The organism is Shinella curvata, from assembly GCF_022899935.1.
Classification (GTDB): domain Bacteria; phylum Pseudomonadota; class Alphaproteobacteria; order Rhizobiales; family Rhizobiaceae; genus Shinella; species Shinella curvata.
Window position 1 is genome coordinate 238,523 of sequence record NZ_JALJCJ010000008.1, and the last position, 26,986, is coordinate 265,508.

General features: G+C 61.6%; 28 protein-coding genes and 1 pseudogene. 20 read left to right on the forward strand and 9 right to left on the reverse strand.

Features of this window, described 5'->3' with window-relative positions:
• Positions 1–5: 5 nt before the first annotated feature.
• From MUU55_RS26015 to MUU55_RS26025, 3 genes are all read left to right on the forward strand, one after another.
• Positions 6–1,241, forward strand: a complete 1,236-nt coding sequence (locus MUU55_RS26015; protein WP_244763687.1) for an ABC transporter permease — start codon at positions 6–8, stop codon at positions 1,239–1,241.
• 37 nt (positions 1,242–1,278) lie between these two features.
• Positions 1,279–2,295: an ABC transporter substrate-binding protein gene (locus MUU55_RS26020; RefSeq protein WP_244763688.1), complete on the forward strand. Its 1,017-nt coding sequence runs from the start codon at positions 1,279–1,281 to the stop codon at positions 2,293–2,295.
• 194 nt (positions 2,296–2,489) lie between these two features.
• Positions 2,490–3,452 carry an LLM class flavin-dependent oxidoreductase gene (locus tag MUU55_RS26025; protein WP_244763689.1) on the forward strand — a complete coding sequence of 321 codons (963 nt, stop codon included), beginning with the start codon at positions 2,490–2,492 and terminating at the stop codon, positions 3,450–3,452.
• A 214-nt stretch (positions 3,453–3,666) separates the two neighbouring features.
• On the opposite strand, the gene MUU55_RS26030 is transcribed toward MUU55_RS26025, so the two are convergent.
• A complete protein-coding gene (locus MUU55_RS26030) occupies positions 3,667–4,314 on the reverse strand; it encodes a TetR/AcrR family transcriptional regulator (RefSeq protein ID WP_244763690.1) in 648 nt (215 codons plus the stop codon).
• 142 nt (positions 4,315–4,456) lie between these two features.
• Here MUU55_RS26030 and MUU55_RS26035 point away from each other — a divergent pair, with 142 nt between their 5' ends.
• From MUU55_RS26035 to MUU55_RS29415, 11 genes are all read left to right on the forward strand, one after another.
• The gene (locus MUU55_RS26035) at positions 4,457–6,133 is read left to right on the forward strand and encodes an ABC transporter substrate-binding protein (RefSeq protein ID WP_244763691.1); all 1,677 of its coding nucleotides are present in this window, start codon (positions 4,457–4,459) and stop codon (positions 6,131–6,133) included.
• Between the two features lie 111 nt (positions 6,134–6,244).
• The gene (locus MUU55_RS26040; RefSeq protein ID WP_244763692.1) at positions 6,245–7,264 is read left to right on the forward strand and encodes a flavin reductase; all 1,020 of its coding nucleotides are present in this window, start codon (positions 6,245–6,247) and stop codon (positions 7,262–7,264) included.
• 26 nt (positions 7,265–7,290) lie between these two features.
• The gene (locus tag MUU55_RS26045; RefSeq protein WP_244763693.1) at positions 7,291–8,325 is read left to right on the forward strand and encodes an LLM class flavin-dependent oxidoreductase; all 1,035 of its coding nucleotides are present in this window, start codon (positions 7,291–7,293) and stop codon (positions 8,323–8,325) included.
• A 29-nt stretch (positions 8,326–8,354) separates the two neighbouring features.
• Complete coding sequence (locus MUU55_RS26050) at positions 8,355–8,576, forward strand: 2-hydroxymuconate tautomerase (protein WP_244763694.1); 222 nt, start codon at positions 8,355–8,357, stop codon at positions 8,574–8,576.
• Between the two features lie 11 nt (positions 8,577–8,587).
• The gene (locus tag MUU55_RS26055) at positions 8,588–9,364 is read left to right on the forward strand and encodes an alpha/beta fold hydrolase (protein WP_244763695.1); all 777 of its coding nucleotides are present in this window, start codon (positions 8,588–8,590) and stop codon (positions 9,362–9,364) included.
• Positions 9,365–9,434: 70 nt separating this feature from the next.
• A complete protein-coding gene (locus MUU55_RS26060) occupies positions 9,435–10,388 on the forward strand; it encodes an ABC transporter permease (protein WP_244763696.1) in 954 nt (317 codons plus the stop codon).
• A gap of 37 nt (positions 10,389–10,425) precedes the next feature.
• The gene (locus MUU55_RS26065) at positions 10,426–11,313 is read left to right on the forward strand and encodes an ABC transporter permease (protein ID WP_342346076.1); all 888 of its coding nucleotides are present in this window, start codon (positions 10,426–10,428) and stop codon (positions 11,311–11,313) included.
• 7 nt (positions 11,314–11,320) lie between these two features.
• Complete coding sequence (locus tag MUU55_RS26070; protein ID WP_244763697.1) at positions 11,321–12,958, forward strand: ABC transporter ATP-binding protein; 1,638 nt, start codon at positions 11,321–11,323, stop codon at positions 12,956–12,958.
• On the forward strand, positions 12,955–14,400 hold the full coding sequence (locus tag MUU55_RS26075) for an NAD-dependent succinate-semialdehyde dehydrogenase (protein ID WP_244763698.1): 1,446 nt from the start codon (positions 12,955–12,957) through the stop codon (positions 14,398–14,400). The genes MUU55_RS26070 and MUU55_RS26075 overlap by 4 nt, the downstream gene beginning before the upstream one ends.
• Positions 14,401–14,422: 22 nt before the next feature.
• A complete protein-coding gene (locus MUU55_RS26080) occupies positions 14,423–14,968 on the forward strand; it encodes a helix-turn-helix domain-containing protein (protein ID WP_280519127.1) in 546 nt (181 codons plus the stop codon).
• 90 nt (positions 14,969–15,058) lie between these two features.
• Complete coding sequence (locus MUU55_RS29415; protein ID WP_367892221.1) at positions 15,059–15,358, forward strand: M20/M25/M40 family metallo-hydrolase; 300 nt, start codon at positions 15,059–15,061, stop codon at positions 15,356–15,358.
• A gap of 104 nt (positions 15,359–15,462) precedes the next feature.
• Here MUU55_RS29415 and MUU55_RS26085 read toward each other — a convergent pair whose 3' ends face one another.
• The 6 genes from MUU55_RS26085 to MUU55_RS26110 all read right to left on the reverse strand — a co-directional run bounded on the left by MUU55_RS26085 (position 15,463) and on the right by MUU55_RS26110 (position 21,594).
• Entirely contained in the window at positions 15,463–15,738 is a 276-nt protein-coding gene (locus tag MUU55_RS26085; RefSeq protein WP_244763700.1) for a hypothetical protein, read from the reverse strand.
• A gap of 136 nt (positions 15,739–15,874) precedes the next feature.
• Complete coding sequence (locus MUU55_RS26090; RefSeq protein ID WP_244763701.1) at positions 15,875–16,942, reverse strand: c-type cytochrome; 1,068 nt, start codon at positions 16,940–16,942, stop codon at positions 15,875–15,877.
• Positions 16,936–17,565 carry a cytochrome c oxidase assembly protein gene (locus tag MUU55_RS26095; RefSeq protein WP_244763702.1) on the reverse strand — a complete coding sequence of 210 codons (630 nt, stop codon included), beginning with the start codon at positions 17,563–17,565 and terminating at the stop codon, positions 16,936–16,938. Before MUU55_RS26095 ends, MUU55_RS26090 begins: the two co-directional genes overlap by 7 nt.
• Positions 17,562–17,939, reverse strand: a complete 378-nt coding sequence (locus MUU55_RS26100) for a hypothetical protein (protein WP_244763703.1) — start codon at positions 17,937–17,939, stop codon at positions 17,562–17,564. Before MUU55_RS26100 ends, MUU55_RS26095 begins: the two co-directional genes overlap by 4 nt.
• 5 nt (positions 17,940–17,944) lie before the next feature.
• Positions 17,945–20,458, reverse strand: coding sequence for a cytochrome c oxidase subunit I (gene ctaD / locus MUU55_RS26105; RefSeq protein WP_244763704.1), 2,514 nt, complete (start codon positions 20,456–20,458; stop codon positions 17,945–17,947).
• On the reverse strand, positions 20,455–21,594 hold the full coding sequence (locus MUU55_RS26110) for a cytochrome c oxidase subunit II (protein ID WP_244763705.1): 1,140 nt from the start codon (positions 21,592–21,594) through the stop codon (positions 20,455–20,457). Before MUU55_RS26110 ends, ctaD begins: the two co-directional genes overlap by 4 nt.
• On the opposite strand from MUU55_RS26110, the gene MUU55_RS26115 reads away from it, so the two are divergent.
• The 6 genes and pseudogenes from MUU55_RS26115 (at position 21,580) to MUU55_RS26140 (ending at position 26,029) form a co-directional block, all read left to right on the forward strand.
• Positions 21,580–21,999, forward strand: coding sequence for a DUF2231 domain-containing protein (locus tag MUU55_RS26115; protein ID WP_244763706.1), 420 nt, complete (start codon positions 21,580–21,582; stop codon positions 21,997–21,999). The genes MUU55_RS26110 and MUU55_RS26115 overlap by 15 nt on opposite strands.
• Positions 21,992–23,473, forward strand: coding sequence for a PQQ-dependent sugar dehydrogenase (locus MUU55_RS26120; protein ID WP_244763707.1), 1,482 nt, complete (start codon positions 21,992–21,994; stop codon positions 23,471–23,473). Before MUU55_RS26115 ends, MUU55_RS26120 begins: the two co-directional genes overlap by 8 nt.
• 25 nt (positions 23,474–23,498) lie before the next feature.
• Entirely contained in the window at positions 23,499–24,350 is an 852-nt protein-coding gene (locus MUU55_RS26125; protein ID WP_244763708.1) for an NmrA family NAD(P)-binding protein, read from the forward strand.
• A gap of 97 nt (positions 24,351–24,447) precedes the next feature.
• On the forward strand, positions 24,448–24,699 hold the full coding sequence (locus tag MUU55_RS26130; RefSeq protein WP_244763709.1) for a glycine zipper domain-containing protein: 252 nt from the start codon (positions 24,448–24,450) through the stop codon (positions 24,697–24,699).
• Positions 24,700–24,891: 192 nt separating this feature from the next.
• A pseudogene (locus MUU55_RS26135) lies at positions 24,892–25,754 on the forward strand (SDR family oxidoreductase).
• Positions 25,755–25,765: 11 nt separating this feature from the next.
• Complete coding sequence (locus MUU55_RS26140; RefSeq protein ID WP_244763710.1) at positions 25,766–26,029, forward strand: hypothetical protein; 264 nt, start codon at positions 25,766–25,768, stop codon at positions 26,027–26,029.
• A 524-nt stretch (positions 26,030–26,553) separates the two neighbouring features.
• Here MUU55_RS26140 and MUU55_RS26145 read toward each other — a convergent pair.
• The gene (locus MUU55_RS26145) at positions 26,554–26,745 is read right to left on the reverse strand and encodes a hypothetical protein (protein WP_244763711.1); all 192 of its coding nucleotides are present in this window, start codon (positions 26,743–26,745) and stop codon (positions 26,554–26,556) included.
• On the reverse strand, positions 26,735–26,947 hold the full coding sequence (locus MUU55_RS26150; protein ID WP_244763712.1) for a hypothetical protein: 213 nt from the start codon (positions 26,945–26,947) through the stop codon (positions 26,735–26,737). Before MUU55_RS26150 ends, MUU55_RS26145 begins: the two co-directional genes overlap by 11 nt.
• Between the last annotated feature and the right edge of the window lie 39 nt (positions 26,948–26,986).

A 26,986-nucleotide genomic window follows, 5' to 3' on the forward strand; every position in this document is an offset into this window, starting at 1 on the left:
TGCCTATGGCCTTTCAGCCTGCCGATACGGCGACGTTAAGCACAGCATTACCGGCACGTCGAAGCGCCGGGAAAGCGTCCGTCCTCCATTTTGCCGACCAGCTGGTCGGGCCTCTCCGTTTCTCGGCACAGCCAAGGCGCTTCCTGCTGCTGTATCTGCTTGCGGATGGGGCTGCGGTTTGGCTTGCGATGCAGGAGCTTTTCGTCGCTATGCTTGTTGTCTTCAGTCTATCGCGCTGTACGGTGGTCGCGCTGGTCCACCTTGCCGGGCCGGAGGCAAAACTCCGTCGTGAGGCCGTCGCGGCGCGACGGCCTTGGGTCGAGGTCTTGCTCTATATCTTCAGCTTGGCGACCATCGTTCTCGCCAACATGACAGGGCCGATCGCAGCGCAGCTTTCCACATTTCCGTCGTCGCAGTTTACGCGAGTTACGGCCGCGGCCTCTATCGACGCAACGGTTACTTATCTCACCGTGCATGGCGATGTCTTCTTTCGGATCGTGACACGCTGGCTTCTGGCGCTTCTGAAGGGACTGGAGAGCGTGCTGACATTGTCGCCATGGCCGGTCATTTTTGCCGTCGTCGGATTTGCCGCGTGGAAGCGGGGTGGGGCGGGGCTGCTCGTCCTGGTCTGGATGGCGCTCGGCTATCTGGGGCTGTTCGGATATTGGTCGGAGGCACTGCAGACCTCCGCACTGGTGCTGGCATCGCTCTGCGTGTGTGTCGCCATCGGTATCCCGGCGGGGATTCTGCTTGCGAAAAGCCCGGCTAGCCGTGCAATCGCGTCACCCGTTCTTGACCTTATGCAGACCATGCCAAGTTTTGTCTACCTGTTGCCGGCGGTCGCATTTTTTTCAATCGGCAAACCGCCAGCGCTGATCGCGACGGTGATTTTCGCATTGCCACCTCTCGTCCGGCTGACATGCCTCGGCATCGAGCAGGTTCCGTTGCATGTGCGTGAAGCGATGCAGGCGCATGGGGCCACGCCGCTGCAGATGCTGCTCAAGGCGGAACTCCCCCTGGCACTGCCCTCCATCCGCACAGGCATCAACCAGACGATCATGATGTGCCTGTCGATGGTCGTCGTCGCCGCGCTGATCGGGGGTGGCGGGCTCGGCTACAACGTTCTCTTCGCACTGCAGAATGTCCAGTACGGCGAAGGCATCCTGGCGGGCCTGGCAATCGTTTTCTGTGCCGTGCTGTTCGATCGCCTAGCAGGCAGCGGCCGCAAGACGGACTTTTGATTCCATTCGATACAACAAGGGGAACAATGAAATGCAGATGAAAAAACGGATCCACGCGTTCGCACTTGCCGGCGTCCTTGCGCTCATTCAGCCTCTAGCCGCAGATGCCGGAGAAAAGATCGTGCTGGCCGACCTCACTTGGGACGAGCCGAGAGCGGTGAACGCCGTTCTCGCCGAGATCCTCACCAACACCTACGGTGCCGAGGTCAGTCTTATTGCAGCCGACCAGACGGCGATCTTCGCGGCGATGGGGAAAGGCGACGGTTCCGTCGATGTCCATCCTGCGGTCTGGTCCGGTGCACAGCAGAGCAATATCGACCGTTTCGTCACCAGCGAGGGCAAGGTGAGGCTGAATGCCAAACCCTATGATGCCACCGATGGATTCTATGTCCCGAAGTTCTTTGCCGAGCAGCATGGCATCAAGTCGATCGAGGACCTGAAGAAGCCGGAAATCGCTGCGCTCTTCGATATCAATGGTGATGGCCGTGGCGACTACTGGCCGGGTGCTCCGGGTTGGGGCGTGACCAATATCTACCGGGTCAAGGGTGTAAGCTACGGACTGGAGGAATTCTACGACCCGATCGTTGCCTCCGACGCTTTGATGAAGACGCAGCTTGCCAGCGTCGAGGCGAAGAAAACGAACGGCCTGCTGTTCTATTACTGGAAGCCGGAAGCGCTACATCAGGCTTTTGAGCTGACGCAGCTCGAGGAGCCGGCATTCGATGGCTTTGCAATGGAAAGCAAGAAGGGCACGCCGGAGTACAAGGCCGATGGTTGCTACAACTATGTCGATCCGAAAGACTCGCCGGATTGGCTGAAACAGAGCCGCATCACCTGCGCGACGCCACCGCAGCCGATCTACATCGCCTATTCGTCCTCGCTTGAACAGCGTGCGCCGGAAATCGCTGCGTTCCTGAACAAGGTTGCGATCGAGCCGAGCGAAGTCGGGGCGTGGATCTATTCCATGACGATCGACAAGAAAGATCCTGCCACCGTGGCCAAGGAGTGGGTCTCCGCGAATCCGGAGCGCGTCAAATCCTGGACCGGCAAGTAAGCGTCATCTCGGTGGCCTATTCATGCGCCGCCCGGCTCGCAGCCGGGCGGTGATTTCCTCGGGCACGTCGAGCTCGTTCACATCCGGCGTTCCAACAAACAACGGCAAGGGAGTGTTTCCCCGTGGATTTCAACTATTTCCTGACCAGCTATCTCCCGACGAAGGAGTTTGGCGGCGAGCGGCTCTATAGCGATATGATCGAGCAGGCGCTTCTTGCGGAGCGTCTCGGTTTTCGCTCCGTTTCAATCCCCGAACACCACCTAGTCAATGTGCTCCTGGTGCCTTCCCCGTTGCAAATGGCCGTGAAGATCGCCAGCCTGACGAGCCGTGTCGAGATCACGACGGCGATCGTCGTGTTGCCGGTCCGCGACATGCGCATCTTTGCGGGTGAGGTGGTGCAGGCGGACATCTTGTGCAATGGCCGCCTCGTGCTTGGCGTCGGTCGCGGTGCGTTTGCCTACGAGGTCGAGAGGCTGGGCACGCCAATCACCGAGACGCGGCAGAAATTCGACGAATCCTTTGATGTGCTCAGCGCCCTCCTGTCGCGGGAAGAGGTTTCCTGGGACGGCAAATATTATCGCTTCGAGCCGATTACGATCATGCCGCGGCCGGTGCGGCGGATCCCGATGATGGTCGCGGCCATGGCGCCGGAGGCAATCTACGCCGCAGCCAGCCGCGGCCTGAGCGTCCAGACGACGCCGCTGCAGGAATCGAATTCGGTTCTGCTGGAGCAGGTCGACGCGTTCAAGCGCGGCAAGGCGACGGCCGGGAAAAAAGGCAAGAACAGCCGGCTCTCCTTGCAGCGTGTTGCTTATGCCGCGCGCGATGAAGCCGATGCAAAGCGCTGCATCGCGCTGATCCACGAATACTACAAACGGTTCGACAATGTTTTCTCCGGCCCGGGCATCGTGAACAATGGGCTTATCGAGCCGCTTCCCCGCAAGCAGACGTTGGAGGAGCTGGAACGCAATGTTCTGGTGTGTCCACCGGCTGAAATGATCGACCGTTTGGGCGCCTATGAAGAAGCAGGCATCGACGAGGTCATCCTTAGCGGTGGGTTCGGACAGAGCCAGGCGGACATGCTTGAAATGATGCACCGCTTCGCATCGGAAGTCGCACCACACTTCGCCAAGAGCAACTTGAACGCCGTCGCGTGATCGGAGAGCGCCATGAACGTGTCGAGCCCGAAACTTTCTTTGTGGCAACGGATATTGGCATGGCATCCGCTCGCAGCGGTGCTTGCAGGTCCTCGCCGTAGTCACTGGTCGCCGATTTTCGTGCCTTTGCAGACTGGAGAGCGTAAGACAGCCGGGCGCGGCTTGGAGAGGACGGCAACAGGGTGCAGGTAGATGCTGGACAGCACCATACCCTTCAATTCGTCGGCTGAATAACGGGGTGTTCCTTGGCGGGGAGGACTGCGTTGACCAATCTGATGCAGCCTTCAAGGCCATTGCGAATGGATGCGTCGTCGTGATGACGTTCCCAGTCGAGCCAGAGGCCGTCGAGCATTGCCATGATGCTGTCGGCGAGAAGGGCTACGTCGCCGTCGGTACCCTGCCTTTCTTCTCGCACCGTCTGAAGCACGTCTACCAGATTCAGACGATAGCGGTCGTACAGTTCACGCTCGGTCTCCGCGATTTGCGCATGGGAAAGTGCCGCAGACCAGAGATCGACACGCACGCGCAGGTATTCGTGTTTGAGAAAGGCCGAACTGAAGCCCGTACCTAGAAAGGCCTTCAGCTGCTCGATCGGCGTTTTCGAAGAGCGGCTGACATCCTGAAACGTCGCGTCCAGCAGGATGCGTGATGCGTATCGGTAGGTCTCCACCAGCACCTCATTCATGTCCTTGAAGTGGTAGGTGATATGGCCGAGCGAGATATTCGAGTGCTCAGCGATTTTCCGGGCGGTCAGCTTCGCATATCCGACATCCTGGATGCATTGGAAAGCCGCCTCGATGATTTCCGCCCGCCGATCCTCCGAGGAGCGAAAGGTGCGTTGCTTCTTCTTGGCTTCCGTCACACTGCATCCTTTTCATCTATTTGCGCGACATAATCTTCGCTGATCGTGCTTCAGGCAAGAGCATGACCTGCCACATTTGCGCGCCATCCCAGTCTCGTTCTCCTAAGTCACACTTTCCGTGTTGACAAGGCAATTGGTACAGATGTACAAAACGAATATCGTACGGATGTACAAATATTCGACGTTGCGGCCTCGCGCTGAAGCGGGGCCATGGGGGGTTAAGGGAATGAGCAATTTTGACTGGGATCGTCTCTCCAAAGGTAACGTCTCCCGACGGGGGATGCTAAAGGGTGCAGCCGCTATTGGCGGCGCAGTAATGCTCGGTGGGCTCGCGTTGCCGCGGATGGCGCGGGCTGAGCCCACGCGCGGCGGCACGCTCACCATGGGCCTGGGCGGCGCCAATACGACCGACACTCTCGACCCAGCGCTTGCCTGGGACGATTTCATGATGGCTCTCAGTTACGGCGGCCTGCGCAACAATCTTGTCGAGCTCGATGCGGATGGCAATGCGGTTGGCGAGCTGGCGGAAAGCTGGGAATCGAGCACAGACGCCAAGACCTGGATCTTCCGCCTGCGCAAGGGTGTCGAATTCCACAATGGCAAATCGCTGGACGTCAACGATGTGGTGGCGTCGATCAACCATCACCGGGGCGAGAAGACGACGTCGCTCGCCAAGAGCATATTTTCGCAAATCGCCGACGTGAAGATCGAAGATGCGGGAAGCGTCCGTATCGAACTTGCCGCCGGCAATGCAGACCTCGCCATTCTCCTGTCCGACTATCATGTCGGCATCATGCCGGCCAATGCGGATGGCAGTGTCAACTGGCAATCGGGCATGGGCACCGGCGGCTACAAGCTAGAGAACTTCGAACCGGGCGTGAGGGCCACGGCGACGCGCTTCGCCAACTACTGGAAGCAGGGGCGTGCCCATGCCGATGCGGTCGAACTCATTGCGATTAACGATGTCACTGCGCGCCAGAGCGCGCTGGTCACCGGTCAGATCAACGTGATGAACCGCGTGGACCTTAAAACCATCGCCCTCCTGCAACGCGCCGGCAAGGTGCGTGTCGACGAGGTGCAAGGATACTGCCATGCCACCATGCCGATGTTGGTCGACGTTAAGCCGTACGACGACAAGAACGTAAGGATGGCCTTGAAATACGCGATCGACCGCGAGCAATGGGTTGCGACGCTTCTGCAGGGCCATGGCGTCGTGGGGAATGACCACCCGATACCCGCAAACCAGCGCTATTTCAATTCCGAGTTACCACAGCGGGCCTATGATCCCGATAAGGCGAAGCACTACTTGAAGCAGGCGGGCCTCGACAACCTGTCGGTGGAGCTCAGCGCATCGGACGCGGCCTTCGCGACCGCCGTCGATGCGGCTGTGGTGTTCAAAGAATCCGCTGCCGCTGCCGGTATCGATATCAACGTGAAACGCGAACCGAGCGACGGCTATTGGAGCAACGTGTGGGCGAAAAAACCGTTCTGCACGTGCTACTGGACCGGGCGGCCGACACCAGACGCCATTTTTTCGCTGATCTACGCGAAGGGTGCGTCCTTCGGCGATACCCGTTGGGACAACGAGCGTTTCAACGGCCTTCTCGTCGAGGCTCGCGCGGAACTCGACGAAACCAAGCGCAAGGACATGTATGGTGAGATGCAAACCATCCTGAGCGACGACGGCGGCACCATCGTCCCGATGTTCATGAACTACGTCAACGGTCTCGGCGAAGCCGTCCAGACCCCGGAACGCCAGAGCGCCGATTTGCCGCTCGATGGCATGAAGGCGATCGAGCGCTGGTGGGTCACAGCCTGAACGGATCGGTCACGCCTCGCTCGCGATGCCAAATTACGGAGCGGGGCGGACGTCAGCTCTCGCTTTTGCGGCCAGGCCGGTCTTTGCGAAATGGGAAATTGAGGACTTGGGATGACGCACATGTGGGTGGATGCGAACGACTGCGAACGCCGTCTCTTCCGGGACATGCTCGGCTCCTTCATGACCGGCGTCACGGTGGTGGCGACGCGTGGCGGCGATGGCGTGGTGCGAGCCTTTACCGCCAACTCCTTCACCTCCGTATCGCTCGATCCGCCGCTGGTGCTGGCCTGCCTGGCAAAGACCTCCGGTAGTTACGATACGTTCTCCTCCGCCGAACACTTCAGCATAAGCGTCCTTGGCGATTGGCAGCGCCAGATATCGAATGCCTTCGCCTCACGCGATCCGTTGGTGAAAGCGGATGCGCTCGCAAGGCTCGGCGGCGCCGATGTGCCCTTCGTGGAACAAAGCCTCGCAACCATGATCTGCGCGCGCGACCGGATCATCGATGCCGGAGATCACGTCATCCTGCTCGGTGCCGTTGAACGGTTTCAGTCGAAGAACGGACAACCTCTCGGCTATTTCCGTGGCGGCTATGTCGGCTTCGGTCTTGCCGTGCGTGAACTGGAGCAGCTAGGCGCACCGCTCTTCGTTGGAGGCTTGCTCGAGCGCGAGGGAAGGGTGCTGCTCTGCCGGCGGCAGGGGAGCGATCGCTGGGAGGTGCCGGGTGCGGCGCTTTCAGCCGGCGAGCAGCATACCGGCGTGCTCCGCTCTCTGTTTGGCCGTTTCGGCATCCAGGCAGATGCCTCGCTTCTTTACTCGCTCTTCCAGGAGGAAGGAGAGCGCCGAACGACGATGATGTTCTCTGTCGAAACCAATGGTGAGGCTGAGGCTCAAAGCGCCAACGGCATCGAAGCGCGCCTGTTCGGCGTTGAGGACAGCCCCTGGGGCCTGATCGACGGCGAAATGAAGCGAGGCATGTTGCAGCGGTTCTTCCGCGAGCGGGAAGCTGGCTGTTTCGGCATCTACTACGACACCGCCGACGGGGGCCGCGTTGCGGCCCTCGACGGCAAGCCACTCCCATGGGCCGAATGGCGGCCCGGCCTGCCTGCAAAGCCGGCAGTCGCCCGCTAGGACAGCAGAAACGAGGACCTATCAAGATGGATTTCAACCACTTCCTTTCCAGCTATCTGCCCGATCCGAGCTACGGGGGCACCCGGCTCTATCGCGACATGGTCGAGCAGGCAGTGCAGGCGGAAAAATGCGGCTACCGCGGCGTGTCGATCCCCGAGCATCACCTGATCAATATCCTGCTCGTGCCATCGCCGTTGCAACTTGCCGTCAAGATTGCGTCGGTGACGTCGCGCATCGAACTGGTGACGTCGATCGCCGTGCTGCCGATCCGCGACATGCGGGTTTTTGCCGGCGAGGTGGTGCAGGCCGACATGCTCTGCGACGGGCGCCTGGTTCTCGGCGTGGGCCGAGGCGCCTTCGCCTATGAGGTCGGTCGTCTTGGCACGCCGATCGAGGAGACCAAGAAGAAGTTCGAGGAATCGCTTGCGGTGCTGGAAGCGTTGCTGACACGGGAGGAGGTTTCCTGGGACGGGGACTATTATACCTTCGATCCGATCACCGTTATGCCGCGCCCCGAACGCGCAATTCCGCTCATGCTGGCTGTGATGGTGCCGGAGGGTATCTACCACACCGCGCGCAAGGGCTATCATGTGCAGACTACACCACTGCAGGCTTCGCATACGATCTTGCTGGAACAGGTCAATGCTTTCCGCCGCGGCAAAATCGAAGCCGCAGCAACCGGCAAGAACAACCGCCTCGCGCTTCAGCGCGGCATCTACCTCGCGCGCGACGCCGCCGATGCACGGGCCAAGCTCGAGCTTGCCTCCACCTACTACCAGCGCTTCGACAACGTCTACAGCGGCCCCGGCATCGTTGACCGCGGCACTATCCGTCCGCTGCCGCGTAAGCAGACGGTCGAGGAGCTTGGCCGTAGCCTGATCATCTGCGAGGCGAATGAGATGATCGATCGCCTCTCGGCCTATTCAGAGGCTGGTATCGATGAGGTGATCGTCACCTCGAATTTCGGCCAGGAGCAATCCGAAACGTTGGACATGATGGCCCGCTTTTCAGCAGAGGTCATGCCGCAGCTCTCCGGCATTCGCCAGAAATCCGTCGCTTGAATGCGGCGCATCCCCCCTAAGATCAAGGAATGACCATGCCTGTAATCAAGATCGAAATGTTTCCCGGCCGTACGCTCGAACAGAAGCGTGCCATTGCGAAGGCGGTAACCGACAGCTTCGTCGAATCCGCCAAGGCGACACCGCAGTCTGTGCACATCATCTTCAGCGAGATCGCCCAGGACGATTGGGCCGTCGCCGGTGAACTTTGCTCCGATCGGGCAGCAGCCGCGGCGCAGGCCGAGAAGAAGTGAGGCTTTCCACGATGAGCAAGGCAATTGATTGCGCCTACACGCTCGAGGGGCAGGGACCCGCTCTCTTCCTGGTCCACGGCATCGGTGCACGCAAGACCGGCTGGGCGAAGATCGTCGAACAGCTGAAGGATCAGTTCACCTGCATTTCCTATGACCTGCGCGGCCATGGGGACTCGCCACTTCCCGAGGGCCGCTTTGGGCTTAATGACCTGGTTGACGACCTGGAAGCGTTACGTGCCAGGCTCGGTATCGAGAAGGCGCATTTCGCCGGCCACTCGCTGGGCGGCATGATAGGCCCTGCCTATGCTCGTCGCTATCCCGAGCGCGTCCTTTCCCTCGGCCTGCTGTCGACGGCGGCTTTCCGCACCGAGGACGACAGTTCCAAGGTGAAAGCAGTGGTAACGGCGATGCGCGACAAGGGGATCCCACAGATCCTCGACACGCTGACGGCGCGCTGGTTCACCGACGATTTCGCGGCCGCCCGGCCGGATGTCATCGAATGGCGCAAGAAGCAGGTCATCGATACCGACGGGGACGTGTTCCTCAACGTGTTCGACATCTATGCGGAGACCGAAATGAGCCCGTGGCTGCATGAGGTGACCGCACCATCGCTTGTGCTGACAGGCGAGCTGGATGGCGGTTGCAATCCGCGTCTCAACACGCAGATCGCCGAAGCGATGCCGAATTCCGAACTGGTCATCCTCGATGGTCTCAAGCACGCCATCCTGATCGAGGCGTCGGAGCGGGTCGGCCCGTCGATGAAGGCCTTTCTGCAGAAGCAGATCTGACGACGGCAAGCTGCGCATGCAGCGCCATGCGCAGCCTTTTGAAATGCGACAAGTGTGAACGGACCCGGTCATGCGCAACATTCTCGTTCTCATCGCCAACCGGCTCGCGACCGGCATGCTCACGCTCTGGATCGTGTCACTTATCATCTTTCTCGGTGTGTCGGCATTACCCGGTGACATCGCAACGGAGGTGCTGGGCCAGAGCGCGTCACCCGAAACGATTGTGGCTTTCCGCACCCGGCTTGGCCTGGACCTCCCGTTGCACGAGCGCTATTTTGCCTGGGTCTCCGACATTCTTCATGGAGATTTCGGCATATCGCTCGCCAATCACCGGCCGATCGGCGAGTTGGTCTTTGGCCGCCTGTCGAGTACGGTTGATCTTGCGGTTCTGGCGGCTATCATGGCCGTGCCTCTCGCGCTCGGTCTGGGCATTCTAGCCGCGCTCTACCGCAATGGCGCGTTCGATCGGGCGATCAACCTGCTGACGCTGACCTCGGTCTCCTTCCCCGAGTTCTTCGTTGCCTATGTGCTGATCCTCTTCCTTTCGGTGAAAGCGGGCCTGCTGCCGAGTCTCGCCGGATTTAGCGGCGGCACGGTTCTCGGCCGTATCGAAGGCATGGTCCTGCCCGCCTTGACGCTGACACTGGTCGTGGTGGCGCACATGATGCGCATGACGCGCGCGGCGCTCATCGGCGTGCTCGCGAGTCCCTACATTGAGATGGCGAAGCTGAAAGGTGTTTCTCCGATCGGCATCGTCACACGCCATGCCCTGCCGAATGCGCTTGGGCCGATTATCAATGTAGTGGTGCTGAACCTTGCCTACCTGGTCGTCGGCGTGGTCGTTGTGGAAGTCGTCTTCGTCTATCCCGGCCTCGGCCAGTTGATGGTCGACAGTGTTCAGAAGCGCGACATCCCCGTGGTGCAGGCGTGCAGCCTGATCTTCGCCGCGACTTACATTGTCCTCAATCTGACGGCCGACATTCTAGCTACGGTGACAAATCCACGTCTGTTGCATCGCCGATGAAATGCCGGAAAACCATGCTTCTTCCAAGGAACCGTCCATGACTCCACTTGCGCGCAGCGCCGCCGGACCGTCCGCCACAGGGTGGCGGCCTTCTTTCGCCTGGATGAAGGTACTCGCGGCAGCGCCGCTGAGCGCCAAACTCGGTCTCTTCATCGTCGCCTCCTATGTTGCGGTAGCCATCTCGGCCCCCTGGGTCAGCCCCTATGGCGAGGCGGAAATCGTCGGATCGCAATTCGAACCATGGAGCGCGAGGTTCTTGCTTGGGACGGACAATCTCGGTCGCGACATGCTGACCAGGCTGGTATACGGCGCGCGGAACACAGTCGGTATCGCGTTTGCATCGACATTGCTTGCCTTTGCGGTTGGCGGCGTGCTCGGCATCTTTTCCGCTGTGGCGGGTGGGTGGCCGGATCATCTGCTGTCGCGCGCGATCGACGTGCTCATGGCGATACCGCAGCTGATCTTCTCCATGTTCCTGCTGACGATCTTCGGTATGTCCGTGCCGGTCTTGATCGCCGTCATCGCACTGGTCGATTCCACGCGTGTCTTTCGTTTGGCGCGGGCGCTCGCCATGAATGTCGTGACGATGGACTATATCGACGTGGCGCGACTGCGCGGCGAGAGCCGCCTCTGGATCATGCGCCGCGAGATCCTGCCGAACATTCTATCGCCGCTCGTTGCCGAGTTCGGCCTGCGTTTCTGCTTCGTGTTTCTGATGATCAGCGCGTTGAGCTTCCTTGGCCTCGGCATACAGCCGCCGACGGCGGACTGGGGCTCCATGGTGCGCGACAACGCAACGCTCATCACATATGGCGACGTCACCCCCTTGCTGCCGGCCGGCGCAATCGCCGTGCTGACGATCGGCATCAATTATCTCATCGACTGGTTCCTCGACAAATCGAGCGGCCTGCGGGAAGGACAGTGAGGGTCACATGATGAAACCAGGCATTCTTCTCGATGTGAGCGGTCTGAGAATCGAAGGCGAAAGCGGCGGGCAGTGGCAGGAAATCGTCAAAGGCGTCTCCTTCCAGCTTGATCGTGGCGAAGTGCTCGGCCTCATCGGAGAATCCGGCGCCGGGAAATCGACCATTGGCCTCGCCGCACTCGGCTATGCGCGCCCGGGCTGCCGCTTTTCCGGCGGGCAGGTGCGGTTCGAGGGGCGTGATCTCCTGCATATGCCAGAAAACGAACTGCGACGGTTGCGGGGAATGCGTATCGCCTATGTCGCCCAATCGGCGGCGGCCTTCTTCAATCCGGCACACCGGCTGATCGACCAGTTCATCGAAGTGCTGGCGGTGCACGGGTTTGCCGACCACGCGGCGGCAGCGGCCAAGGCGCGAAATCTGTATGCGCGCCTCGGCCTGCCCGACCCGGCCGGCTTCGGTCAACGCTATCCGCACCAGGTTTCCGGCGGGCAGTTGCAGCGGGCGATGATTGCAATGGCGATGGCGGGCGACCCCGATCTCATTGTCTTCGACGAACCGACGACCGCGCTGGACGTCACCACCCAGGTCGGCGTGCTCGCAGCCGTGCGCAGCGCCGTCCGCGGGTCGAAGACGGCCGCACTCTACATCACGCATGATCTTGCTGTGGTGGCGCAGGTCGCCGACCGTATCATGGTGCTTCGGCACGGGCAGACGGTGGAGGAAGCCGAGACACAATCCCTTCTCCACGCGCCCGGGCAGGAATACACGCGTCGCCTTCTAGCGTCCGATCCGGTCATTCGCCCTGAACGCGCCGCCGAATGTCACCTGCTCGAAATCGACAATCTGTCAGCTTCGTATGGCGCGCGCCGCGTGCTTGATGCCATTTCGATCCGTGTGCCGAAGGCGCGCACCATGGCGATAGTCGGGGAGTCCGGATCCGGCAAGTCGACACTGGCGCGCGTCATCACGGGCCTCCTTGCGCCGGATACCGGCACCTTGTGCCTCGACGGCACGGTGTTGGCTGGAGGGGTCGACCAGCGCGACCGCGAAACGCTGCGCCGCATTCAACTGATCCACCAGATGCCGGATACCGCGCTTAACCCGCGCCAGAAGGTATCCGAGATTCTTGGGCGGCCGCTGATGTTCTACAAGGGCATTAAGAGTGAGGCCGCCGCGGCACAAGTGGCGCACCTTCTGGAGCAAGTCGAGCTATCACCGGCGCTTGGCGACCGCTTTCCCGGCGAGCTGTCAGGCGGTCAGAAGCAGCGTGTCTGTATCGCCCGTGCCATTTCGGCCGATCCTGATCTCATCATCTGCGACGAGGTGACGTCCGGCCTCGATCCACTGGTGGCGGAAGGCATACTGGATCTGCTTTCCACCATGCAGAAGCAGAGTGGCAAGACCTACCTGTTCATTACGCATGACCTGAAGATCGTTGCCGCGATAGCCGATACAGTCGTTGTCATGAAAAACGGTGAAGTGATCGAGCAGAACGGGCGTGATGCGGTGCTGAAAAATCCGCTCAGCAGCTACACGGAACGGCTCATCGAGTCCGTCCCCCAGATGAATAGCGGCTGGCTCGATGCGCTGATTGCGCGCGAGGGCGCCGACGCGCGAAACCCCGAAGACCGGAGATTTCCATGACGATCGAAAATCATGTTTATGGCGACACCAAGCTGCTGATCAACGGTGAGTGGCGGGATGCCTCGGATGGAGCGACCTTGCCGGTGTTCGACCCGGCCACAGGCGAGGCGATCGGGAAGGTGTCGAAGGCGACAAAGGCCGATCTCGAATTGGCTGTCTCAGCGTCTGCCGCGGGTTTCGAGGCATGGCGCGCCATGTCCGCCTACGAGCGGTCGAAGATCATGCGAAAGGCTGCCGATATCCTGAGGGCACGCAAGGAGCAGATCGCCTTTCTGATGACACGTGAACAGGGCAAGCCGTTGAACGAGTCGCTCGGCGAAATCGGTGCAGCGAGCGACCTCGTCGAATGGTTCGCGGAGGAGGGGCGACGGACATATGGCCAGGTGATCCCCGGCCGCAGCACCAATGTTTCCCAGACCACGATCAAGCTCCCCGTCGGACCCGCCGCTGCCTTCACGCCGTGGAATTTCCCGATCAACCAGATCGTTCGCAAATTGTCGGCTGCGCTTGCCGCCGGTTGCTCGATCATCGTCAAGGCACCGGAGGAGACACCCGCCGCGCCCGCGCAACTGCTCCAGGCCTTCGTCGATGCCGGTGTGCCGGCCGGTGTTGTTGGTCTGGTCTTCGGTGTGCCGGCGGAGATATCCGAATTTCTCATCGCGCATCCGGTTATCCGCAAGATCTCCTTCACGGGGTCAACACCGGTTGGCAAGCAACTCGCCTCGCTTGCTGGCCTCCACATGAAGCGGGCGACGATGGAGCTCGGCGGTCATGCCCCGGCAATCGTCCTAGACGATGCGGATGTCGCCAAGGCCGTGCAGGTTCTTTCTTTCTCGAAGTTTCGCAATGCGGGCCAGGTCTGCGTTTCGCCGACGCGCTTTCTGGTTCAGGAAAAGGTGTTTGACCGGTTCCTCGACGGCTTTGTCGAAGCCGCACGCGCCATCAAGATCGGCAACGGACTGGGAAAGGACGTCACGATGGGGCCGCTCGCTAACGAACGGAGGATCCCGGCCCTCGAGTCGCTTATCAGCGACGCCGTGGAACGGGGCGGGAGGCTGGCTACCGGCGGGCGTCGGATCGGCAATAAGGGCAACTTCTTCGAGGCGACGGTGCTAGCTAACGTGCCGATCGATGCCCGTGTCATGAACGAAGAGCCGTTCGGTCCGCTTGCGATCATCAATCCGGTTAAGCACCTCGACGCGGCGATCGAGGAGGCCAACCGATTGCCGTTCGGCCTGGCTTCCTACGCTTTCACCAGGTCCATCGAAAATGCGCAGGCGCTCGCGACGCGCGTCGAAGCCGGCATGACGACGATCAATCACAACGGCCTTTCGCTGCCTGAAGTGCCTTTCGGCGGCATAAAGGACTCCGGATACGGCAACGAAGGTGGTTCGGAGGCAATCGACGCATATCTCGTGACGAAGTTCATCTCGTTGACCTGATTGGCGCAGCCGGAGATGCTCATTGAACGGGGATCAAACATCCGAAATCCGTCATCTGCTTCGCACTGCAAGGAATGCGCGAAGCATGTCACTGACAACGCTCGCCGCGATCACGGGATTGACGCCAAGTTTTCTTAGCCAGTTTGAGCGTGGGAAGTGCGGAGCAAACGAGACAACGATCGCCAGACTGTGTAACGGTCTTGGGCTGTCCTATTCTAACTCGAATAATGGGCCGCCGCTCCAGCATCGCGTTGTCCGCAACTACGAACAGTGCGCCATTCAAGCAAAAGACGATCTTTGGATACTGCCTCTGAAGCGTTCCTCCAGTGCCGATATCCAAGTGGATATGATCGCGGTGCAGGCTGGCGCGAGGACGTTGGTCAAGGTTGCGAATCCTCGGCATGTCCTACGTTATCTGATTGTTTTAAATGGAAGAATTCAGATTTTATCGGATCGTGAATACGTGTCGCTCGATGAGGGTGATACGTTCGAATGTCAAATAACGTCTACGGTCGAGGTATCGACACGTGATGAGCGGCAAGCAAGCCTCTGCTGCATTTCGTCTTAGCTTGGAGTGGTTTGATGCCCGTCCTTTTTAGGCGCGAAGGAATGGGCAGACCTGCCACAGGGTGGATCCACTTGCGGTCTCCAGGCCTAACTGACATGGCATGCGCAGGCGGTTCGATTTAACGAGGGCCTCATCGAGGCGGTGAGAGAAAGCGCTGCGGCGCGGCACCTTCCGGCGCAGGACATCGTTTCGGGCGCCGGACACGATACTTTCAATCTGGCGCGACGTGTGGCGACGACAATGATCTTCATCCCGTGCCGGGAAGGGATCAGCCATAGTCCGCGTGAAGACATCGAAGCCGAGCACGCAGCCGCCGGCACCAATGTCCTATTTGATGTCGCCCTAAAGCGTGCGCAAAGAATAACTTCGAGCGGCCGGACAAATCCGTAAGACGTAGTATCAGCCGCTGTCCGCTATGAAGCGGGTGGCGAGCGAGAAAAGTTCGGCCTGCGAGATGATGCCGAGCTTGGCACAGGAATGGCGGCGGTGGACTCTCACCGTTCCTTCTGCGCCTCCGAGTAGCGCCACGAGGCGCGAGTCGAGTGGCCGTTCAGGATCATCCGTACCACCTCGGCTTCGCGAGGGCTCAGCACCTGCGCGCCGAACGTCAGCAGCCCGTCTTGCAAGGCGTGGCCATCCCGCTCCTCGTCCGGTTTCTCTCTACTGCCCCAATGGCACACGATTGCCGCCGTCAAAATCGGAAATGCGGTGTTAAGCCGCTCCGCCTCCTTGAGAAAACGGGCTGAACGCTGCCCGTCTTGAGCGTGCAATTGAGTGCCAACGCAGTCAGGGTCATGGTCGTCTCACGAGGTTGGAATTGAAGACCCAACCTCTTAACCTGCGGATTGTTCCCTCATTTTCCAGGCAGCAGCAGCGCGCTGTCATACGGGCGACGGCCGACAGGAATTACCGCTGTGCCGGATCCTGACTCGCGCTGCGCGCGGCGAAATAGGCGGCTAGCGCCGCAATATCCTCGTCTTGAAGATTGGCGGCCGCCTGCGTCATCAGCGCCCGGAAAGGGCCGCCGCCGCGTGTGTTCTCGACGAAGAGCCGCAACTGATTGGCGAGATAGGCTTCGGTCTGGCCGGAAAGATGCGGATAGGCGGGGTTTGCGTCCGCCTTGTCATGACAGGAGAGACAGGCCGGGATGCGTCGTCCGGCGTCTCCCTTCAGAGCGATCGATTCTCCGCGCCGGGCGAGGTGGCTCTTCACTGTCGACTGCAGGGTTACCCGCGGCAGGTTTGCGAAGTGGCGGGCGAGCGTTTGTTGTTCTGCTTCGCTCAATCCCTGAACTGCCACGGCCATCGTGCCGCTTGGCCGAGTTTCGTTCGCGTAGGCCGCAAGGGCCTGCTCGAGATACCGTTCCGATTGCCCCGCGAGATTGGGGATGAGGCTTTCGGCACCAAGGTGCTCAGGCATGTGGCAGCCGTTGCAGGTCCCGAGCACCGTGTCGGCCGCCGGCGATTGCGTTGCCGTATAACCAGCCAGGGCGCGGTAGCGCTCCGCATCGAGATCACGGTAGCGGCGCAGGAACGCGACCATGGCCCAAGCCTCGTCCTCGCGGTTCGCTACCGGCCAGGCGGGCATGCCTGTAAACCGGATGCCATGCTGCACGATCTGGAAAAGCTCGGCATCCGTCCACGTTGCGATCTTGTCTTTCAGGTCGGGCGGTGCGGGCAGCATCCTACTGACGCTCTTTGGTCGTGCCATGGCCGGCGAACCGTGACAGATGGCACAGCCGGCTTCGAAATGACCGGCCGCCATAGGCAACATGCCTTCGGTGAAGCCGGGTACGTTCGTACCGAGCGCGGCCGTGCGTACCGATGACCGCATGACCCAGTGCAGGAACCAGTCGGTCGCCTTCCAGTGGCCCGTGCTCGCGCCCACGCCGATGAGACCTGACCAAGCGAGAAGAAACGCGCCCAGGACCCCCGCAAGAAGAAGGCCGACGATGTGTTTGCGGCCTATTACCATCGCGGTTTCTCCGTGGGTAGCGCTTCGCCGTCACGCAGCAGTCCGGCCAGAAGCACGATCCCTCCGAGGAGATAGGCGCAGGCGCCAACCATCAGCATGACGATCCCGCCGATCTGCTGGTCGGCGGCGGCCGAAAGCGAAATGCCGAAGCAGGAGACGTCGCCCTCGCCGTAGAGGGGGCGCGGGGCGAGCGCCAGCAACACGCCGAGCAGCGTCATGTGCATGGAGGTGAACAGCAGCCCGGCAGCGCCGGCAAGACGGCCTTCCCCCGGCCGGAAGCAGGCCCGCCAGAGCAGGATGCCCGCCGCAAGGAAACTGGCCTGTTCGAGAAGCGAGAGCGCGAGGCTCGCGTCGGCGAGCGCGCGCAGCGCCGGCAGGTGCCAGAACCAGACGGCGACGAGCTCGAAGAACGATGCGAGCATGGGCGTCATCCGTGCGACGCCCGGAAACGCATCGAGGCGCGTGCCGGGCATGCCGTAGGCGATGAGCGGCGCGGCGACCGCGACGATGCCCATATGGACGACCATATGGACGGTGAACGAGCCGCCGGCGAAACTCGCCACGAGAACGGCGCAAAGCACGACGAGGAGGAGAAGGCCGAGGATGCGCGTGGATCTCTTCATGGCTGGCAGGCCTCGATGAAGACGAGCGGCACGGCGACGAAGAGCACGGCCACGAAGCTGAGGCCGGAGAGCAGCAGCGTCGCGAAGCCTTGGAAGAGCAGGCGATCCCTGCGTGTCGGTTCGTCATGCGGCGGATCGCCGGAGCCGAACCCCCATTGCCGCCAGGCGAGATAGGCCGAGAGCGCGATACCGGCGAGGGCGGCAACGGTGACCATGCCGAGGACAAGGCTCGTCGTCCCGAGGGAGGCGGCGGTGTCCGCCTTCGCGCAATGGATGGCTGCGGTGATGTAGCAGGTGAGGAAATGCAGCGCCCAGATCGTCGGTGCGGTGAAGAGCGTCCAGAGGCTTTCGATTTCCTTCGGGATCAGGCGCATGGGTATCACCTCAATCCCGGAAAGAGGCCGAGAACGCCGAAGGATGTGATCGCGGTGATGACGAGGAAATGCCAGTAGAGCACGACATTGCGCAGGTCCATGTCGTGGCGGGCGCTCATCCGGCCCGCAAGGCTCCGCGCCAGGCAATAGGCCTGCATGATCACGCCGACGCCGCCATGCACGACGGTCCACAGTGTGACGACCCAGACGATGGCCGGATAGACATGCGCGGTCGGATCCATCCCCGTGAGATAGGGGCCGGCAAGGCCGGCGCAACCGGCGGCGAACGTCAGGAGGGCGGAGAGGGTAAGCCAGAGGCGCGTGCGCGCATCGCGGTCGCCTTCGTTCGCCTTGCGGGCCGCGAGCATCGCCAGCCAGGCGAGCGTGAAGAGGCCGACTGCGGCGAGTGGCCAGAGCGTGCCGGGGCCGGCATGGCCGGCGGTGAAGTCATCGTGGATGGTCCAATAGAAGAAGTAACCGAACATCAGGCTGGCATAGGCTGTGCCGTCGCCAGCCATGGTGATGAACATGGCCCACCAGCCGACCGATTGCGGCCCGGACGTATAAAGCGGCAGCGTCTTGCCGAGCCCGACGTCGCGTATTTCCTCCTTGGGTATGACGGCGGTGCCCGTCCAGAGCCAGGCGATGATGGCGGCAAGCGTCATCACCGCGCAGACGGTCGTGACGATCCACCAATGGAAGGTGAGCGCGATGAAGACGCCGCCGAGCGAAAAAGCGGCGAGGATGCTCAGAACCGAGGTGCCGCCGACGCGCAGGCACTGGATGGGCTCGGCGTCGAGCACGGAGGTGACGAGCGTCTCGCGCGCGCCGTCCTTCGCGTCGGGCAAATAGAAGCGCCCGGCCTTGATGTCTTCGATGATGTTTGGCTGATCCCAGATCGGATAGCGGCTCTTGATAATGGGAATGGAGCGTACGCCCCACTTCTCCTCCGGTTCGCTGATCCATTCAAGCGTGCCGGCATTCCACGGATTCTGCTCGCCCTTGGGCTCGCGGTGCTTGGGCCGCAGCACATCGATCACCACGATGGCTACACCGGCGGCAAAAATGAAAGCACCAACGGTGGAGATCAGGTTGAACCAGTCCCAGCCAATATCAGCGGGATAGGTGAAGACCCGCCGCGGCATGCCGCGCAGGCCGGCCAGATGCATGGGAAAGAAGGCGACGTTAAAGCCTGAGAACATCAGCCAGAAGGCGATTTTGCCGAGCCGGTCGGAGAGCTTTCGCGCGTTGAGCAGCGGATAGTAATAATAAACGCCGGCCACGACCGGAAAGAGCATGCCGCCGATCAGCACGTAGTGCAGGTGGGCGACAATGAAATAGGTGTCGTGCGCCTGCCAATCGAAAGGAACGAGCGCCACCATAACGCCCGTCAGGCCGCCGATGATGAAGATCGCAAGGCCCCCGGCGCCGAACAGCATCGGCACGGAGAAAATGACGCGGCCGGCGAGCATGGTGGCGATGAAGACGAAGATCTGCACGCCAGTCGGGATCGCCACGGCCTCGGAGGCGGCCGAGAAGAAGGCGAGCGAAATCTGCGGCAGGCCCGTCGTGAACATGTGGTGCACCCACAGGCCGAAACTGAGGAAGCCGGTGCCGACGGCGGCGAGCACGATCCACGAATAGCCGACGATGGGACGTTGCGCGAATGTCGGCACGATCATCGCCATGAGCGCGATGGCGGGCAGGAAGATGATGTAGACCTCTGGATGGCCGAAGATCCAGAAGAGGTGCTGCCAGAGCAGCGGATCGCCACCGCGCGTCGCATCGAAGAACGGCCAGCCGAACATCCGCTCCATTTCGAACAGGATATCGCCGGCGATCAGCGGCGGAAAGGCAAAGAGGATCATGCCGGCGACGATGAGGAGATACCAGGCAAAGAGCGGCATCATGTTGATGCGCATGCCGGGCGCGCGGCACTTCATGATGCCGACGATCAATTCCACCGCGGCCGCGATGGAGGCGACCTCGATGAAGGACAGGCCAAGCAGCCAGATGTCGGCGCCGATGCCCGAATATTGCTTGTCGGTGGCGAGCGGCGGATACATGAACCAGCCGGTATTGGGCGCCGCGCCGAAGAAGATGGAGCCACAGACGAAAACGCCGCCGAGCGCGAAGCTCCAGAATCCGAAGGCGGAGAGGCGAGGAAAGGGAAGTTCCCGCGCGCCGAGCATGGAAGGCAGGAGGAAGATCGCCACCGCCTCGAAGATCGGCACGGCGAACAGGAACATCATGACGGTGCCGTGCAGGGTGAAGGCCTGGTTGAAGGTGTCGGCTGAGAGGAAATCGTTGTCGGGAACGGCAAGCTGCACGCGCACCAGAAGGGCGAGCACCCCGGCAAACAACATGAAGAGGAAGGCGGCCGAGCCATACCAGAGGCCGATCTCGGTATTGTTGACCGATGTCCAGTAGCGCCAGCCGGAGGGCGTTTGCCAGACCTCGCGGAGCTCGGCCTCCTGCGCCTTGCGCTCTTCGACGGAAAGCTCTGCCCTTTCGGTCATTTGAGCCCCACGAGGTAATCGGCGATGGCGGCAATGTCCGCGGCGGGAAGCATGTCGAAAGCCGGCATTTTCGCGCCCGGCTTGACGGCATCCGGGTTGCGGATGAAGCGCGTGACGTTCTCGACCGTATTGGCAAGCGTGCCGGCCCCGACCGTCTGGCGCTGGCCGAAGAAGGTCAGGTCCGGGCCGAGGCTCGCGGCCTGTGTCATCCCCCTTATGCCGTGACAGCCGGCGCAGCCGTGGAAAGCAAAAAGCCGTTCGCCCTCGCTCCCGCGCGTTCCGTTGCCCGCAGCCTGCGCGCGTCGCCAGGCTAAGTAATCGGCAGGCTCCATGACTATGACGGAAAAGGCCATCAGCGCGTGGGAGGTGCCGCAGAATTCGGCGCAGGGTGCGCGGAAAACACCCGTCTTAGTCGGCAGCAAGGACGACGTATTCGTGCGCCCCGGGATCATGTCCATCTTTCCGCCGAGCACGGGAATCCAGAACGAATGAATGACGTCGGCCGCCTCGAGCGAGAAGGCGACCCGCTCCCCCACAGGAAGGCGCAGCTCGTTCGCCGTCTCGAAGGCCGGCATGCCGTCAACGGCCGGATAGCGGATGCGCCACCAGAATTGTTCGCCGGTCACCTCGATCATTTCGGGCTGTGGCGCCTGCTGCGTGAACCACGGCCGGATTACCGGCATCAGCCAGACTGCGTAGGCTAGAAGCGCAAGCAGCACCGCGACGGGAAAGGCGACGCCGCCGAACAGGATCAGGCGGCCCGCCTGCTCTTCGGTCCACGGTACTTTCCGGCGCCTTGCAGCATGAAGAAGCAATCCAACGACGGCAAGCCACACCAATACCCCGCCAACGACCATGACGAGAAGAAGCTGATAGATCCCGGCCGCTTCCTCACCGGCAGGCGCGAGCGCCGATTGAACGCCGGAACAGCCGGTCAACGGCACCAGCAATATCGGAAAGATGCGCCGGAAAATTGCTCTCGCTCCCTTGAGGTCTCCTGAAGCGATATGGCCCGCATTTCCACGCCGGCAAGGGTCCGCGCCTTCAGCAGAGATCCCCACACGGAACATTCCAGCGCTTGGCGCGTAAGGTGAAAGTTCAAACACAACAGAACCGCGCCGATGTCTCTTGACCACACCAAGCCCATGTCCCCCTGGCCGATGCGCGCCGCCTGCGGATTCTTCGCGTCGTTTCCGGTCGCCTGCTTCTCCCTCACCGTTCTGACGGACATCGCCTATTGGCAGACGTCGAACCTGCTCTGGCTACATTTCTCCGAATGGCTGTTGTTGGCCGGGCTGGTCTTCGGATTTTGCGCCTTCGTCATAGCCGTGCTCGGCCGTGCCATCTGGAAGGACGGACCGTCATGGCTCGCGCTCCTCGCCGGCGTATTCGCGCTTTTGGCGGCGACGTTGAACAGCTTCATCCATACCGCCGACGGTTGGACGGCTGTCGTCCCCTATGGACTGGCGGTGTCGATCGTCACGGTGCTGGTCATCGTCCTGGCTGCCTGGCTCGGCCGGCAGGAGGCTTCTCATGTCTAGACGCGCAATCCTTCTTGTGGCTCTTCTGCTCGCCGGATGCGGCGGCAACGACGATTTCGACGCCTCGCGCCAGATCGGCCCCGATCCGGTACTTCCCGAACCGTCGCAAAGCCTGTGGCCGGACCTCAAGGTGGCGACGGTTGTTGGATGGAAGGAAGGAGAGACACCGGAAGTCCCTGCGGGTCTCGCCGTCGCTGTCTATGCCAAGGATCTCGCCAATCCGCGCACAGTGCACACGCTTCCGAACGGCGACGTTCTCGTCGTGCAATCGAAAGCGCCTGAAGGCAAACTGCTTAACCGGCCCAAGGATATCATCCGTGGCTGGATCATGGCGATGGCGGCCGGCGGAGGAGGGGGAGGCGGCGAGACGAACCGAATCACGCTTCTGCGCGATACAAATCGCGATGGGGCGGTGGATGAGCGCCAGGATATTCTGGCCGATTTGAATTCGCCCTTCGGTGTCGCATGGCACGACGGAACGCTGTACGTCGCTGCGGCCGATGCCATCCTCGCTTATCCCTATGAACTCGGCGGCGGAAAGATTACGGCTAAGCCGAAGATTTTGACGCCGCTTCCCGGCGGACCGATCAATCACCATTGGACGAAGGATCTCGCCCTCAGTCCTGACGCGCGGTTTCTCTTCGTTTCGATCGGCTCGAATTCCAACGCCGGAGAACGGGGCATTGAGGCCGAGAAGGGACGCGCGGCTATCTGGCAGGTCGACCGCCAGACCGGTGCGGCAAAGGTCTTTGCTTCGGGTTTGCGCAATCCCAATGGCCTCAACGTCCATCCGCAAACCGGAGAACTCTGGACGGTGGTCAACGAGCGCGACGAACTTGGTCCCGATCTCGTTCCGGACTATCTCACTTCGGTGACGAAGGGCGGCTTCTACGGCTGGCCCTGGAGCTACTACGGACAGCATGTCGATCCGCGGGTTCATCCGCAGCGTCCTGACATGGTCGAGCGGGCGATCGTGCCGGACTACGCGCTGTCGAGCCATGTCGCGGCCCTCGGCCTCGCCTTTGCCAACGATTCCGCCATGCCGGAGGCGTTCCGAGACGGTGCGTTCGTCGGCAATCACGGCAGCTGGAATCGAAACGCCTTCAACGGCTACAAGGTCATCTTCATTCCCTTTGCCAATGGACGCCCGTCGGGTTCCGCTCAGGATGTCGTGACCGGTTTCCTGAAGGGTGACGAGGCGCGGGGGCGGCCGGTCGGCCTCGCCATGGATGGGACGGGAGCCCTGCTCATCGCCGATGATGCCGGCAATACCGTCTGGCGGGTCGCGGCTGCCGACGGATCCACGACGCCGCAACCGCTTTCGACGGACAGAGTTTCGTCCTCAACTATGGATGAAGGGACGCCCTCAAACCCGCTGGAGGGTAAGCCCGAGGAGGCCTCTCCCGACGCTGGATCGGCAACGCCTGCCCAGACCGATATCGCCCCTGCGGTTTCGCCGGAAGACGGACAATAGACGGCATAAGCGACAGGAGCGCACAATGTTCATTGTTCTGGGAGCGACCGGCCATATCGGGTCCGAACTCGTGAACCTGCTCGATGCGACCGGCGAAAAGGTCATCGCGATCGTGCACGACGCCGGCAAGGCAGACGACATCCGCACCGCGAATGTCGAGCCGATCGTTCTCGATGTGGGGAAGACCGCGCCGTTGCACGATCTCTTTCGTCGAGGCCGCCGCGCCTTTCTCCTCAATCCGCCGGCCGATCCGGGCGGCGATACGGATGCAGCGGAAACGGCGACGGCGCGTGCCATCACGGACGCCCTGCCCGGTTCGGGCCTTGAAAAGATCGTTGTCGCCTCGACCTATGGCGCCCAACCGGGAGAGGGGATCGGTGACCTGTCCGTCCTGTTCGACTTCGAGCAGCAAGCCGAGGCAAGCGGCGTTCCCACGGCGATAAACCGTGCGGCCTACTACTACACGAACCTCGACATGTTGCTGGAACCCGCGAGGGAAGGCGTCCTGCAGACACCCTTTCCGGGCGACATGCGTCTGCCGATGGTTTCGCCTGTCGACATCGCGAAAGCGGCCGCCAGCCGTCTTCTCTCCAAATCTGACGACGTCGGCATACGCTATGTCGAAGGGCCGCGTCGGTACACGTTCGACGATGTCGCGACCGCCTTCTCGACGGCGCTCGGCCGCCCTGTGCGGCTGGAGACCATTCCACGCGACAAATGGGAGGAGAGCTTTCGCGCCCTGGGCTTCTCGCCGGAAGCAGCCCGTGCCTATGCCCGGATGACGGCAGCGACGGTCGATGGGCCGCACCTGCCGGCCGATCCCCTGCGCGGTGGCGTTGCCCTGCTCGACCATATCAGAAGCCTAAGCGGACAATAGGCACCCAAGCCTGCCCTCCGGCTCAATCCGGGCCACCACGGCCGGGAACTTGTGGGGCGACTGCGGGTTCTCACAAGGTCGAGATAGGGAGGTTACCATGAAAAAGCTCATGATTATTGCCTGCGCCGGGTTATCGCTCGCCGCATGTACTGCAACGGAACGGGGCGCCGGTGTTGGCGCCGCGACGGGCGCCGTTGTCGGCGGCGTTGCGACCGGCAATGTGCGCGGCGCAGCCGTTGGCGCAGCGGTCGGCGGTGTCGCCGGCGCGTTGATTGGCAATGTCGCGGATCAGCCAGGACGCTGCTACTACAGGGATCAGTACGGTGCCAGATACGTCGACCGTTGCTAGGTTCGCCTGCACAGGTGCGGACCCCGGGCATTGTGCTGGGGTCTGCCCGCACACTGGCATATGCCTCCAACTTTTCCCGTCATCAGGATTGCCCGGCACGAGCGTTACGTTTTCAGATGTTTGCGCTCCATGCGGGAACATCTCCAGGGGCGGTGAGTTCGAGGCGCATGCCCGTTGCCGATGGAGACCGAGATGTCTGAGAACGATGCGCGCCGCCCCCTTCCGCCGCAACCCGCGCAGGAGCAAGTTCCACCCGGTTTGACCGGCGCGATGAAGCCGGTTCCAGACCACGGCGAGGAGACCTATGTCGGAGCTGAAAGGCTGAAGGGGAAGGTTGCGCTGATCACCGGCGCCGATTCGGGTATCGGTCGGGCCGTCGCCATCGCTTTCGCGCGCGAAGGAGCCGATATCGCGATCTCCTATCTCAGCGAAGACCAGGACGCCCATGAAACCGCGCGTTGGGTTGAGGAGGCGGGACGCAAGGCCATCGTCCTTCCAGGCGATATTACGAGCGATGATCACTGCCGCCATCTTGTGCGGCAGTGCCTGGAAACCTTCGGCGAGCTCGATATCCTCGTGAACAATGCCGCATTCCAGCGGACCTATGCGGATATCGGCGATATCAGCACCGAGGAATGGGATCGCACGTTCCGGACCAATATCTATGCGCCGTTCTTCCTGGCCCGCGCGGCCATTCCGCACATGAAGCCCGGCAGCGCCATCATCAACACGACCTCGATCCAGTCCCGCCAGCCGTCGCCCCATCTTCTCGCCTATGCGGCGACGAAGGGGGCGATTTCGAACTTGGCCTAGCCGAAATGGTCGCGGACAAGGGCATCCGTGTGAACGCCGTCGCGCCGGGACCGATCTGGACGCCGCTCATTCCTTCCACCATGCCACCCGAGAAAACGAAGGATTTCGGCAAGCAAGCCCTCCTTGGCCGCGCCGGACAGCCCGCTGAACTGGCAGGGGTCTTCGTCCTGCTGGCCTCCGACCTCGGCAGCTACATGACGGGCGCGGTTGTCCCCGTTACGGGCGGCGAGATCATGATCTGAGAGAGGAAACAATGACCGACATCCGCAAACATGGTTTCGAGAGCGATGCGCAATGGCGCGAATATCTGGAGGAGATCGAAGAGGCGAGACATCCGGCAGATATCCGGCCGGCGAGCGATCGGAATGTGCTCGATGACCTCGCAGCGCTGCGCGCTGAAGTCGCCGCCCTGCGGGAGCGGATGAGGATGCGGCATGACCGCGGTCACATAATACGGTGGAGGCGTGTCATCGGTGCGGCGGTATTGCTTCTGCTTGCCGCCGCTGCGGGCAGATGAGAAAAGCCAAGGCGAAACCGACGATCCACGCTTGAAAAGCATCAAGCAGAACCAAACCTGACAGGGGACGCGCGGTGCGCGCAGACCGTTGACAAACTAACGGTCTGTCCCCTCACAGAGCGAGGTCGGAATTCTACCTTTTCTGCTCTTGCCTGTTTCCCTCCGGCGACGTGCTCGGCTCGACATGCTTCTTGACGGTCGAGGTTGTTGTGGCAGAGACAGGATCCGAAGCGGGAAACGTGTCCTCCAATCCCTTTTGAAGTTTGCCCTTCGCATCGGCGCTTGCCTGGCGCGCCCGCTCCTCGTGCAGGGACCGTACGGCCGGCGATTCAGTTTGGCGTCCCATGTTTCCTGTCTCCTTCGTTTCGCGGAAGCTTGGTTTCATTGGCTTCGGGATGTGTGCCGTCGGAAACGCTTCCGGGATGGGGATTCGAAACCTCGCGGTCGGATGTTTGCGATGGGCGCGTGTGCTGACCACCAGTCGTTTTGTCGGGATTGTTTGGGCTGTTTTTCATGATTGCACCTCATGACCGGTCGGGCTGTTCGTCGTCGAAACCGACCTCCCAATCCTTTTGCCGCTTCTTGCCGGGGGTCCGGTTTGCCGTGGCATCCTCGGAGCCCGTGATGACGGTCGGCTTTGCGCTGGCCACACCATCGGCTTTGCGATCAGCTTGAGACGGAGCGAACGCGCCGGTCTTTTCGCGCTCATTCGCCATGAGGTCGCTCCTTCGTTTTCAGAGCGTCAGAGGGGCGGTTGCGTTCCGGATCCTTGTTCGTCTCCCCGACGGCATCACGCGTGCTGTCCGGGTCGTCCTTGGCCGGAAGGTAGCCGCGAGGCCGGGTCTCTTCGGGGCCTTCCCAGCGGGGGGATTGATCGGTTGTGCCGGGCGCACCGTCCCGGGGTTTGTCGATAGCCATGTCGGATCTCCTTTTCGATCCTAACCCGCCGGCCCCGTC